Consider the following 11917-nt stretch of genomic DNA (forward strand, 5'->3'; position numbering starts at 1 on the left):
GCGTCGCCCCCGCCCGCGCCCGCGGCGTCCGCCGCGGGCCCGGCCGAGCTCCTCCAGGACGAGGCCGGCGCCGATGCCGAGGAGCCAGGTGTCCTTGGCCAGCGGGATGCCCTGCTGGGTCGGACGCAGCCCGCCGGGCTCCCGCATGCCGGGAAGCCGCAGGTACAGGCCGCCCAGCCCGCCCGCGAACGCGGTGAGCGCCGCGCCCGCGAGGAGCGAGGGCACCAGCGGCACCATCACGGCCGTGCCGAGCGCCACCTCGGTGGTGCCGAGGGCGCGGGTGAACTCCCGCGCGTCCCGCGATTCCAGGAACGGGTAGGCGGCCTTCGCCGTGCCGTGGGTCTGCTCGGCCACCTCGTCCCCGCCCTTGAGCTTCGACAGCCCCGAGTTCACGATGAACGCCCCCACGATCAGCCTGACGGGCACCTGGTGAGCGCGAGCCAGAAAACGCATCGTTCCCCATTGAGGTCGGCAGAGATCGGGCGCAGGGATCATTCCCGGCGTCCGCCCGCTACACCTGGGGCCGGGTCAAGTCTCCGCATCGGGGTAGCGTTGACGGGCGTGACCAGCCGACCGGACGGATCGCCGCCGCCCCCCGAATGGGCCCCCGAGCGCGAGGTCACCGCCGACCTGGCCGCCGCGCTGATCGGACGGCGGTTCCGCGAGCTGCGCGGCGCCCCGGTGGAGCGGCTCGCCACCGGCTGGGACAACACGGTCTTCCTCGTCGGGGGAGCGTGGGTGTTCCGGTTCCCGCGCCGCCGGATCGCGGTCCCGGGCGTCGAGCGGGAGATGGCGGCGCTGCCCGTCCTGGCGCCGCGGTTGCCGCTGCCGGTGCCCGTGCCGCGCTTCGCGGGCGAGCCGTCGGACGACTTCCCGTGGCCGTTCTGGGGCGCGCGGATGATCCCGGGCCGCGAGTTCGCCGGCGTCCGCCCGCCGGAGGACCGGCGCGCCGCCCTCGCCGCCGAGGTCGGGGCGTTCCTGCGTGCCCTGCACGACCCGGCGCTCGTCCGCGCGGCCGGGGACGGGCTCCCGCTCGACCCGATGGGACGGGCCGATCCGGCGAACCGGGCGGCGCGGACGCCCGGCCGCCTGGACGCGCTCGCCGGGCTCGGCGTGTGGGAGCGCGACCCGGCCGTGGACGAGTTCCTCGCCAAGGCCCGCGGGTGGAGCGTCCCGGACGGCGAACCGGTGATCGTCCACGGGGACCTGCACGTCCGGCACCTGCTGCTCGCCCCGGACGGGCGCGCCGCCGGAGTGATCGACTGGGGCGATGTCTGCCTGGCCGACCCGGCCGTCGACCTGTCCCTCGCCTACGCGGGGTTCGGCGGCGCCGCGCGGGCCGCGTTCCTGGCGGAGTACGGGCCCGTGCCGCCCGACCGGGAGGCGGCGGCGCGCGTGCTCGCGCTGAACCTGAGCGCGACGCTCGCCGAGTACGCCGCGTCGACCGGGCGTGAGGCGCTCCTCGCCGAGACGCTCGCCGGGATCACCCGCGCGATCGCCCCGTGAGCACGGGCTCAGCGGCGCATGTAGACGCGGACCGTGGTGCCCTCCGGGCCGGTGTGCATCCGGACGAGATCGGCGAGATGGTTGACCATCAGGATGCCGCGGCCGCCGTCGGGGCTCATGTCGGCGGGCCGCCGCCCGGCCAGCGGGTCGGTGATCGTCCCGGCGTCCCGGACCTCGCAGACGACCTGGCCGTCCTCCGACCACAGCCGCGCCGTGCCCGCCCCGCCGCCGTGCAGGCACGAGTTGGCGGCCAGCTCGTTCGCGGCCAGCTCCAGGTCGCCCACCGCCCGCGGCCCGAGGCCGAGCCGCGCCGCCCACCGGGTGACGAACTCCCGGAGGAGGGGCAGCGCGTCCAGGTCGAAGCTCATCGCGACGGCGGCGGACGGCTCCGGCAGCGGCCGGTTGTAGGCGCTGATGACGCGGTCGGGCGCGTAGTCGCCGCTCACGTGCTCGCCGTGCCGGTCGATCACGACGGGATGGGTGGCGCGGGCGTCGGCGATCGCGACGTCGTCCAGGCCGCTCACGTCGTAGGGGCACAGGATCGACACGCCGCGCCCCTCGAACGCCAGGTTGATCAGCGCCTCGTGCTGGGCGCAGGCCGGGTACTCGGTGGCGGACCGGCCCGGCCACACCGGCTCACCGATGATCCGCACCCGCCCGGCGGCGTGCCGGTCGGCGAAGTCGCGCAGCACGCCCGGGATGATGCGGCCCGGGTTGCGCCCCGCCTCGGACATGTCCAGCCAGGTCACCTCGCCGGCCGTGCGGCCCAGCGCCGCGCGCAGCGTGCCCAGGCGCTCGCCCGGCACCGCGACGGCCACGGGCTCGCCCGCCACGCGTCCGGCGCGGATGAACGGCACCGTGCCCGCGAGGTACTCCTCGCCGTCGCGGTAGAAGAGGGCCGGGTGGACGAAGGTGTCGCGCGGCGACGTGCCCGGCCCCCCGGGCCTGGGGCTCATCGCGCGGACACTCCGTTCGGGGCGGATGGCGTATGCACGTGCATCGGGTCGAGGGTACCGTCGGGAGCCGCTCGTACGAGACGGCCTTTCCGCCGCGTTCCCCCGGGCTGGACGGCCGCCTCGGCGAGCGATGGTCACCACGTCGCCTACCCGCTGATGACCTCGAAAAAACGGGTTAAGTCCGTAAAGTCACATTTTTCATAGCCGAAAGCGCTTACCGGGCCGTCGAATCGCTCCCCGGCGGGCCGGGCTCACCGGTCGCGCAGGATCGCGGCGTCCACCACGTCGGTCAGCCGGCCGCGCCGCCGGTAGGCGCCGCGCTGGCGCTCCGCGCCCGTCCCGCCGGTGAGCAGGCGGTGGACGCCGCGGGTGACGGCCCCGAGATCCCCGGCGTCGCGCAGCGCGGGCAGCACGTGCGCGAGCAGGTCGCCGGCCAGCTCCCGGAACCCGGCGGGACGGCCTGTGCGCACGTCCACGCCCTTCCCGGCGAGGCCGTCCCGCGCGGCCAGCCAGTACGCGGCGCGCAGCAGCTCCTGCGGCGGGTCGGGCGCCCGCTCGCCCGCGTCCACCGCGGCGGACGAGACCCGCACCAGCGCGCGGATCAGCGCCGCGAACACGGCCGCGTCCGTGGCGGTCGGCGCGACGTCGGCGAGCCGGATCTCCACGGTCGGCAGCCGCGCCGAGGGCCGCACGTCCCAGAAGATCGTGCCGGTGTCCATCAGCGCGCCGCAGCCGAGCAGCGTCGCGACGACGTCCTCGTAGTGGGCGGACGACTCGAAGAACGGGGGCGGGCCCGCGACCGGCCATCGCGCCCACGCCATCACCCGCCAGCAGGCGTGGCCGGTGTCGCGCCCGGCCCAGTACGGCGAGTTCGCCGCCAGCGCCAGCAGCGTCGGCAGCCATGGCCGCAGATGGTTGCTGACCTGGACGGCGTGCTCGCGGTCGGGCATCTCCACGTGGACGTGGCAGGAGCAGATGCACTGCTCGTCGTCCAGGCCCCGGTAGGTCGCGCGGCTCTCGGCGTAGCGGGCCCCCGCGCTGATCGGGGCGGGGAACAGCTCGCCGAGCACCGGGGTCCCGGTCGCGGCGAGCCGGACGCCCTCGGCCGCCGCCGCGGCCGCCATCGCCGCCCGCATCGCGCGGATCTGCTCGTCGAGCTTGTCGAGGTCGTCGCACGGGGGAGTCTTGGCCTCGGCGAGGAAGTCGACCAGCTCCGTGGAGGCGCGCTCTCCGAGCGCCGCCTCGGCGCGCCGCACGACGGCGGCGGCACGCGGGACGACCTCCCGGGAGACGGGATCGACGACGAAGTACTCTTCCTCGATTCCGAATCGCAGCGGCATCCCACCACCTCGGGCTCGGGAGCGACGCAGGAGGCTGCTTCCCCTTGACCGTACGTGGCCACCGCCACGCGCGCACCTGCCGGACGGTCCGAAACCTTCCCCCGTGACCGGTCTTGATCCGCCCGGGAGCCCCCGCGTCAGCCGCCGGAGTCGAAGAAGTACAGCGACAGCGCGGCGAAGTGCGTGACCACGACGATGCCGATGCTGACGAGGAACAGCATCCTGGCGGGGGCGTGCGGGAAGACCTTCCCCGGCTTGAGCGGCCCGAGCTCGCGCTGCCGGGCCGCGATCCGCTCCTCGATCGGAGGGCGGCCGAACATCGTCAGCCCCGGGGCTCGTCGACGACCACGTCGGTCATGATGTCGACGGCGAGCGCGATGATCCCGCCGATCACGGTCAGCGCGGCGCCCGCCCCGAACACGATCCAGTCGGGTCCCATGACGAGGCCCACGCCGCCGACGACGAAACCGACGAAGATGATGGTCACCGCGACCCAGGACTTCGGGCGCCCGGCGTGGCTGCCAGTCGACATGCGTTGGTCTTCCTCTGCAGGGATCCGTTGGGGATTCGAGCCGAACGCTCTGCGCCGAACTTTAGCAACGCCCCTCGCCACAGGGCCTTCCGGGGTCAGGCGAAGGGCCGGACGAACGCGCCGGTCGAACGCGCAGGGTCAGACGAACGCGCCGTGGCCCGTCGCGGCGCGCCCGACGATCAGCGTGTTGATCTCCCGGGTGCCCTCGTAGGAGTAGAGCGCCTCGGCGTCGGCGACGAACCGCCCGATGCCGTAGTCGAGGACGATCCCGTTGCCCGCCATCAGCTCCCGCGCCCAGCCGACGGCCTCCCGCATGCGGCTCGTGCAGTACGCCTTGGCCAGCGCCGAGTGCTCGTCGCGGTACAGGCCGTCGTCCTGGAGCTGGGCGAGCCGCACCACCATGCCGAGCGAGGCGGTCGCGTTGCCGAGCATCCTGACCAGCAGATCCTGGACGAGCTGGAACCTGGCGATCGGCCGTCCGAACTGCTCGCGCTCCACCGCGTAGTCGCGGGCGATCTCGTAGGCGGCGAGCATGACCCCGACGGCCTGCCAGGCGACGCCGCTGCGCGTCCGGCGCAGGATCGCGGCGGTGTCCTTGAACGTGGCCGCCCCGGCGAGCCGGTCGCCCTCCGGGACACGGCAGTCGCTGAGGGTGATGTCGGCGTTCTGGACGGTCCGCAGCGCGATCTTGTTCTCGATGCGGGTGGCGGTGAACCCGGGGGTGCCCTTCGCGACGAAGAACCCCTTCACCTGGCCGTCGGCCTCGTCCCTGGCCCACACGATGGTGTAGTCGGCGAACGTCGCGTTCCCTATCCAGCGTTTGGCGCCGTTCAGCACCCATTCGCCGCCGTCGCGGCGGGCGGTGGTGCGCAGGCCGAGCGCGACGTCCGACCCGCCCTCCGGCTCGGTGAGCGCGAACGCCCCGATCTTCTCCATCCGTCCCATCGCGGGCAGCCAGCGCTCGCGCTGCTCCGGCGAGCCGCACCGGCCGATGCTGCCCATCGCCAGCCCGGCGTGGACGCCGAAGAACGTGGCCATGGACGGGTCCACCCGCGCCATGTCCATCGCCAGGAACCCGGTGAGCAGGCTGCTCGGCTTCTCGCCCGGGCACTCGTCGTGGGCGAGCCCGGCGATGCCCAGCTCGCCGTACTCCGGGATCAGGTCGAACGGGAACTCGGCCCGCGCCCAGCAGCGGTTCGCGATCGGCGCGACCTTCGACCCCAGGAAGCCGCGCACCCGTCCGACGATCTCCTTCTCGCGCTCGTCGAGGAGCTCTTGCATGTGGTACAGGTCGCCGGGGAGCGCAGCCAGGGTCATGGCCTGGTCTTTCCCGGGCGCCGCACCGCTAACCGGGACGCGCGCCGGCCGCCCTCCGCCCGGCCCCGGTCGGCGGGACCCGCATTAGAGGCGCGTTCGGTCGCTCGCCTACGATCCAGGACATGACGGTGCCGCCTGACGAAATCGAACTGGCTGCCGCCTTCTCCCCGGCCGGACGCGACCGGTGGCGGGAGATGGTGAAGGGGGTGCTGCGCAGATCCGGCGCGGCGGCGGAGGACACCCCTCTCGGCGAGATCGAGGACCTGCTGACCCGCGAGTCGTACGACGGCGTGCCGATCGCCCCGCTCTACACCCGCGAGGACGCGCCGCCGGGACGTCCCGGGCTCGCCCCGTACGTCCGCGAGGTGCGGCCCGACGGCGAGGGCATCGCGGGCTGGGACGTCCGGCAGCTCCACGCGCATCCCGACCCGGCGGTCACCCGCGAGGCGATCCTCGCCGACCTGGAGAACGGGGCCACGTCCATCTGGCTGCGGCTCGGTGACGGCGGGCTCCCCGTCAGCGCGCTCGGGGAGGCGCTGCGCGGCGTCCTGCTCGACCTCGCGCCCGTCGCCCTCGACGCGGGAACGGAGACGGCCGGGGCCGCGGACGCGTTCCTCGCCCTGGTCGCCGAGCGCGGGAACGCGGCGGACGCGTCCGGTACCCTCGGCGCCGACCCGCTCGGGCAGGCCGCCCGCATCGGGACGCCCGGCTCCCTGGACGGCGCCGCCGCGCTGGCCGTCCGATGCGTCCGCGAGTTCCCGAAGCTGCGCGCCGTCGTCGCGGACGGCACCCCGTACCACGACGCGGGCGGCTCCGATGCCGAGGAACTGGGCGCCGCGGTCGCCGCCGGAGTCGCCTACCTGCGCGCCCTCACCGAGGCCGGGCTGAGCGTGGACGAGGCGTTCGGCCAGATCGAGTTCCGCCTCGCCGTCAACGCCGACCAGTTCGCCTCGATCGCCAAGCTCCGCGCCGCCCGCCGCCTGTGGGCGCGCGTCGCCGAGGTCGGCGGGGCCGCCGACGGGACGTCCGCGCGGATCCACGCGGTCACCTCGTCGGCGATGATGACGCGGCGCGACCCGTGGGTGAACATGCTCCGCACCACCCTCGCCGCGTTCGCGGCCGGGACCGGCGGCGCGGACGCGGTCACCGTCCAGCCGTTCGACGCCCGCCTCGGCCTCCCGTCCTCCAGCCCCCACCCACCACCATTCAAACGACGAGCTTCGCTCGGCCTCCCCGACGGCTTCGCCCGCCGCATCGCCCGCAACACCCAGACCCTGCTGCTGGAGGAGTCGAGCCTCGCCCGCGTCGTCGACCCGGCCGGGGGGTCCTGGTACGCCGAGAGCCTCACCGAGGGCCTCGCCCACGCCGCCTGGGCCTGGTTCACCGAGATCGAGAAGGCGGGCGGGCTCGCCGCCGCCCTCGAATCGGGCCTGGTCGCGGACCGGATCGCCGCGACGTGGGCGCGGCGCCGCGAGGACATCGCCCGCCGCAAGGCGCCCCTGACCGGAGTAAGCGAGTTCCCCAACCTCGCCGAGACCCTCCCCGAGCGGGAGGGCGCCCCGGAACGGGCCAGCGCCTATTCGCACTTCACGTCGCGGGCCCAACTCCCTGTCGTCACGTACGCGCAGGACTTCGAGGCCCTCCGCGACCGCTCCGACGCGCACGCCGAGGCGACCGGCGCGCGTCCCCGGGTGTTCCTCGCCACGCTCGGGCCCATCGCCGTCCACACGGCGCGGGCGTCGTTCGCCGCCAACCTGTTCCAGGCGGGCGGGATCGAGACGGTCAGCGGCCCGCCCGAGGAGTTCGAGTCGTCCGGGACGACCCTCGCCTGCCTCTGCTCCAGCGACGCGGTGTACGAAGATCAGGCCGCGGAGGCGGCTCGGGATCTCCGGGACGCGGGTGCTGTGAAGATCTGGCTCGCGGGTAAAGGTACCTATGAGGGCGTGGACGCCGGCGTGTACGCGGGATGCGACGCGATCGAGGTGCTGGAGACCGCCCTCCGTGATCTGGGAGTGAACGAATGATCCCCGACTTCAGCGAGATCGAGCTCGGGACGGCGCCCCCCGCCGACGAGGCCGCCAAGCGGTGGCGCGCCGCCGTCGCCGACGCCACGGGCCGCGACCCGGACGCCCAGACGTGGGACACGCCCGAGGGCATCGGCGTCAGGCCGCTGTACACCGGCGACGACCTCGCCGGGCTCGACTTCCTCGACACCTACCCGGGCATCGCGCCGTTCCTGCGCGGCCCGTACCCGGCGATGTACGCGACGCAGCCGTGGACGATCCGCCAGTACGCCGGCTTCTCCACCGCCGAGGAGTCCAACGCGTTCTACCGCCGCAACCTCGCGGCCGGGCAGAAGGGCCTGTCGGTCGCGTTCGACCTGGCCACCCACCGCGGCTACGACTCCGACCACCCGCGCGTGTCCGGCGACGTCGGCATGGCGGGCGTCGCGATCGACTCCATCTACGACATGCGGCAGCTCTTCGACGGCATCCCGCTGGACAGGATGAGCGTGTCGATGACCATGAACGGCGCCGTCCTGCCCGTCCTGGCGCTCTACATCGCCGCGGCCGGGGAGCAGGGGGTGGAGCCGGAGGCGCTCGCGGGGACGATCCAGAACGACATCCTCAAGGAGTTCATGGTCCGCAACACCTACATCTACCCGCCGCAGCCGTCCATGCGGATCATCTCCGACATCTTCGCGTTCACCTCGCGGCGGATGCCGAAGTACAACTCCATCTCGATCTCCGGCTACCACATCCAGGAGGCCGGGGCGACGGCCGACCTGGAGCTGGCCTACACCCTCGCCGACGGCGTCGAGTACATCCGCGCCGGGCGCGAGGCGGGCCTGGACATCGACGCGTTCGCGCCCCGCCTGTCGTTCTTCTGGGCGATCGGGATGAACTTCTTCATGGAGGTCGCCAAGCTCCGCGCGGCCCGCCTGCTCTGGGCCAGGCTCGTGAAGACGTTCGACCCGCAGAACCCCAAGTCGCTGTCGCTGCGGACGCACTCGCAGACGTCCGGCTGGTCGCTCACCGCGCAGGACGTCTACAACAACGTCGCCCGCACCTGCGTCGAGGCCATGGCCGCCACGCAGGGGCACACACAGTCGCTGCACACCAACGCGCTGGACGAGGCGCTCGCCCTCCCGACCGACTTCTCGGCCCGGATCGCCCGCAACACGCAGCTCGTCCTGCAGCAGGAGTCCGGGACGACCCGCACGATCGACCCGTGGGGCGGCAGCGCCTACGTCGAGCGGCTCACCTACGACCTCGCCCGCCGCGCCTGGGGCCACATCACCGAGGTCGAGGAGGCCGGCGGGATGGCGAAGGCGATCGACGAGGGCCTGCCGAAGCTGCGCATCGAGGAGGCCGCCGCCCGCACGCAGGCCCGCATCGACTCCGGCAGGCAGCCCGTTATCGGCGTGAACAAGTACCGTCCGGACACCGAGCAGGAGATCGACGTCCTCAAGGTCGACAACGCCGCCGTCCGCGCGCGGCAGATCGACAAGCTGCGGCGCCTGCGGGAGGAGCGCGACGAGCCCGCGGCGCTGGCCGCGCTGGACGCCCTGACCCGCGCCGCCGAGGCCGCAGAGAACGGCACCCGCGAGCCCGGCCTGGAACGCAATCTGCTGGCGCTCGCCATCGACGCCGCCCGCGCCAAGGCCACCGTCGGGGAGATCTCCGACGCGCTGGAGAAGGCGTACGGGCGGCACGCCGCGCAGATCCGTACGATCTCCGGTGTGTACCGGGAAGAGGCGGGACAGGTGACCGCGATCGAGAAGGCGCGCGCGGCGGCCGCCGCGTTCGAGGACGCCGAGGGCCGCCGCCCCCGCATCCTCGTCGCCAAGATGGGCCAGGACGGCCACGACCGCGGCCAGAAGGTGATCGCGACCGGCTTCGCCGACCTCGGCTTCGACGTCGACGTGGGCCCGCTGTTCCAGACCCCGGCGGAGGTCGCCCGCCAGGCGGTGGAGGCCGACGTGCACATCGTCGGCGTCAACTCGCTCGCCGCCGGGCACCTCACGCTGGTGCCCGCGCTGCGCGCCGAGCTGGCCGCGCTGGGCCGCGCCGACATCATGATCGTCGTCGGCGGGGTGATCCCGCCCGGGGACTTCGACGAGCTGCGCGCCGCCGGCGCCGCCGCGATCTTCGGGCCCGGCACCGTCCTCGCGGACGCGGCGTCCGGCCTGCTCACCGAGCTGACCGCCAGGCTGGGCCACGGAGAGACGTGAGCGCGGGGCTGGACGACTACGCGGCCGGGGTGCGGGACGGGTCCCGGGCGTGGATCGCGCGGGCGATCACGCTCGTCGAATCGACCCGTCCCGACCACCGGGAGCTGGCGCAGAAGCTGCTGGTCGAGCTGACCCCGCACACCGGGGACGCCCGCCGCGTCGGGATCACCGGCGTGCCCGGCGTCGGCAAGTCCACGTTCATCGACGCGCTCGGCACCCGCCTCACCGGCGACGGGCACAGGGTCGCGGTGCTCGCCGTCGACCCGTCCTCGACCCGGACGGGCGGCAGCATCCTCGGCGACAAGACCCGCATGCAGCGCCTCGCCGCCGACCCGGACGCGTTCATCCGCCCCTCGCCCACGGCCGGGACGCTCGGCGGCGTCGCCAAGGCCACCCGCGAGGCGATGGTCGTCATGGAGGCCGCCGGGTACGACGTCGTCCTCGTGGAGACGGTCGGCGTCGGCCAGTCGGAGACGACCGTCGCCGAGATGGTCGACACGTTCCTGTTCCTCACCCTCGCGCGCACCGGCGACCAGCTCCAGGGCATCAAAAAGGGCGTCCTGGAGCTGGCCGACGTCATCGCCGTCAACAAGGCCGACGGCGAGCACCAGCTGGAGGCCAAGCGCGCCGCCCGCGAGCTGTCGGGCGCGCTGCGGCTGCTGCGCAGCGACGAGCGCGTCCGCGACACGCCCGTCCTGACCTGCAGCGCCAAGGAGGGCACCGGCCTCGACACGGTGTGGGGCAAGCTCGCCGAGCACCACGATCGGCTCCGCGAGTCCGGCGAGCTGGAGGCGCGGCGCCGCCGCCAGCAGGTCGGCTGGACGTGGGCGATGGTCCGCGAACGGCTCCTCGGCGAACTGCACGCCCACCCCGACGTCCGCAGGCTCGCGCCCCTGCTGGAGAAGGAGGTCGCGGACGGCGGCCTCACCCCCGCGCTGGCCGCCGAGCGGATCTTGGAGGCGTTCTCGCGGGGCCGCTGACCCTCGTTCGCGCTGTCCGAAACCCCCGCGTTGCCCCGGGCCGCCGGTCGCGCGGCACGCCGATCAGGTACAACAGTCGAATGGACGTCATCGCGCTCGATGATCCGACGGAGGCGCAGATCCGGGAGTGGCACGAGGTGCTCAGCGCCGTCCACGCCGCCGACCCCGCCGGGGACCCCGCCCCCGACCCGGAGCAGACCGCGCTGCGGCTGCTCGGCGCCGAGCCCGGATCGCGGCGGCGGCTGTGGGGGGTGGCCGACGGCGACCGGCTGGCCGGTGTGGCCGCGCTCCGGCTGCCCGGCGAGCCCGGCGCGGGGCGTCCCGCCGAGATCGACATCCAGGTCCGGCCGCCGCTGCGCCGCCGCGGGCTCGGCGGGCGGCTCCTCGCCGCCGCGGCCGAGGGGCTGCGCGCCGACGGCCGCACCAGCGTGATCGCGCAGGTCCTCGCGGGCACGCCCGCCGTCCCGTTCCTGGAGTCGCACGGCTTCGAGTGCGTCCTCACCCTGCGCGGCATGCTGCTGCGGCTCGACGACGTCCCGCCCGAGCGGCTCGCGGGGCTCCTGGACGCCGCGCCCGCCGGGTACCGGCTCGTCCGCTGGCGGGGCGTCGTGCCGGACGAGCACGCGTCCGCCCTCGCCCGCGCCAAGCACGCCATGGCCGACTTCGCCGAGGTCGACGGCTCGCCCTGGGACGCCCACCGCGTCCGCGAGACCGAGGAGGTCGTCGCCAAGCGCGGCGACGACCTGTACACCGTCGCCGCGCTGTCGGGCGACGTCGTCGCCGGGTTCACCGAGGTCGTCGTCCCGCACGACGACGCCCGCCGCGCCGGCCAGTACGACACGGCCGTCGTCCCCGAGCACCGCGGCCGGCGGATCGGCATCTGGGTGAAGGCGGCGATGCTCCAGTGGCTGGCCGCGGCCCGCCCCGAGGTCCGCGAGATCGAGACCGACAACGCCGGCGACAACGCCCACATGCTCGCCGTCAACGAGGAACTCGGCTTCCGCATGGAGCGCGAGTCCATGGAATACCAGGCCCCCGTCGACGCCCTCCCC

At 74.3% G+C, this 11917-nt stretch carries 11 protein-coding genes; 5 read left to right on the plus strand and 6 right to left on the minus strand.

Going from position 1 to position 11917, the window contains the following annotated elements:
- Positions 1-453, minus strand: a 453-nt coding sequence (locus ETD83_RS33510) for a hypothetical protein (protein WP_138649217.1), incomplete at its 3' end; no start/stop codon positions are given.
- A gap of 108 nt (positions 454-561) precedes the next feature.
- Between ETD83_RS33510 and ETD83_RS33515 the strand changes: the two genes are divergently transcribed.
- Positions 562-1506 carry a phosphotransferase gene (locus tag ETD83_RS33515; protein WP_138649218.1) on the plus strand — a complete coding sequence of 315 codons (945 nt, stop codon included), beginning with the start codon at positions 562-564 and terminating at the stop codon, positions 1504-1506.
- Between the two features lie 8 nt (positions 1507-1514).
- On the opposite strand, the gene ETD83_RS33520 is transcribed toward ETD83_RS33515, so the two are convergent.
- From ETD83_RS33520 to ETD83_RS33540, 5 genes are all read right to left on the minus strand, one after another.
- Positions 1515-2462: a sensor histidine kinase gene (locus ETD83_RS33520; protein WP_138649219.1), complete on the minus strand. Its 948-nt coding sequence runs from the start codon at positions 2460-2462 to the stop codon at positions 1515-1517.
- Between the two features lie 251 nt (positions 2463-2713).
- Positions 2714-3802, minus strand: coding sequence for a carboxylate-amine ligase (locus ETD83_RS33525; protein ID WP_138649220.1), 1089 nt, complete (start codon positions 3800-3802; stop codon positions 2714-2716).
- Between the two features lie 137 nt (positions 3803-3939).
- Positions 3940-4122: a hypothetical protein gene (locus ETD83_RS33530; protein WP_138649221.1), complete on the minus strand. Its 183-nt coding sequence runs from the start codon at positions 4120-4122 to the stop codon at positions 3940-3942.
- 2 nt (positions 4123-4124) lie between these two features.
- Positions 4125-4334: an HGxxPAAW family protein gene (locus tag ETD83_RS33535; RefSeq protein ID WP_138649222.1), complete on the minus strand. Its 210-nt coding sequence runs from the start codon at positions 4332-4334 to the stop codon at positions 4125-4127.
- 138 nt (positions 4335-4472) lie between these two features.
- A complete protein-coding gene (locus ETD83_RS33540) occupies positions 4473-5651 on the minus strand; it encodes an acyl-CoA dehydrogenase family protein (protein WP_138649223.1) in 1179 nt (392 codons plus the stop codon).
- 122 nt (positions 5652-5773) lie between these two features.
- Between ETD83_RS33540 and ETD83_RS33545 the strand changes: the two genes are divergently transcribed.
- From ETD83_RS33545 to ETD83_RS33560, 4 genes are all read left to right on the plus strand, one after another.
- Positions 5774-7675, plus strand: coding sequence for a methylmalonyl-CoA mutase subunit beta (locus tag ETD83_RS33545; protein ID WP_138649224.1), 1902 nt, complete (start codon positions 5774-5776; stop codon positions 7673-7675).
- Positions 7672-9885 carry a methylmalonyl-CoA mutase gene (gene scpA / locus ETD83_RS33550; protein ID WP_138649225.1) on the plus strand — a complete coding sequence of 738 codons (2214 nt, stop codon included), beginning with the start codon at positions 7672-7674 and terminating at the stop codon, positions 9883-9885. The genes ETD83_RS33545 and scpA overlap by 4 nt, the downstream gene beginning before the upstream one ends.
- A complete protein-coding gene (meaB, locus tag ETD83_RS33555) occupies positions 9882-10865 on the plus strand; it encodes a methylmalonyl Co-A mutase-associated GTPase MeaB (RefSeq protein ID WP_138649226.1) in 984 nt (327 codons plus the stop codon). The genes scpA and meaB overlap by 4 nt, the downstream gene beginning before the upstream one ends.
- A gap of 80 nt (positions 10866-10945) precedes the next feature.
- A partial coding sequence (locus ETD83_RS33560) for a GNAT family N-acetyltransferase (RefSeq protein ID WP_138649227.1) occupies positions 10946-11917 on the plus strand: 972 nt, incomplete at its 3' end.

This window comes from Actinomadura soli (assembly GCF_005889715.1).
GTDB classification, from domain to species: Bacteria; Actinomycetota; Actinomycetes; order Streptosporangiales; family Streptosporangiaceae; genus Spirillospora; species Spirillospora soli.

Bases quoted from the DNA above. Each gene is read 5' to 3' on its own strand.
- ETD83_RS33530 (WP_138649221.1), bottom strand. From the start codon at position 4,122: ATGTTCGGCCGCCCTCCGATCGAGGAGCGGATCGCGGCCCGGCAGCGC.
- ETD83_RS33540 (WP_138649223.1), bottom strand. From the start codon at position 5,651: ATGACCCTGGCTGCGCTCCCCGGCGACCTGTACCACATGCAAGAGCTC.
- ETD83_RS33545 (WP_138649224.1), top strand. From the start codon at position 5,774: ATGACGGTGCCGCCTGACGAAATCGAACTGGCTGCCGCCTTCTCCCCG.
- scpA (WP_138649225.1), top strand. From the start codon at position 7,672: ATGATCCCCGACTTCAGCGAGATCGAGCTCGGGACGGCGCCCCCCGCC.
- ETD83_RS33525 (WP_138649220.1), bottom strand. From the start codon at position 3,802: ATGCCGCTGCGATTCGGAATCGAGGAAGAGTACTTCGTCGTCGATCCC.
- ETD83_RS33520 (WP_138649219.1), bottom strand. From the start codon at position 2,462: ATGAGCCCCAGGCCCGGGGGGCCGGGCACGTCGCCGCGCGACACCTTC.
- ETD83_RS33535 (WP_138649222.1), bottom strand. From the start codon at position 4,334: ATGTCGACTGGCAGCCACGCCGGGCGCCCGAAGTCCTGGGTCGCGGTG.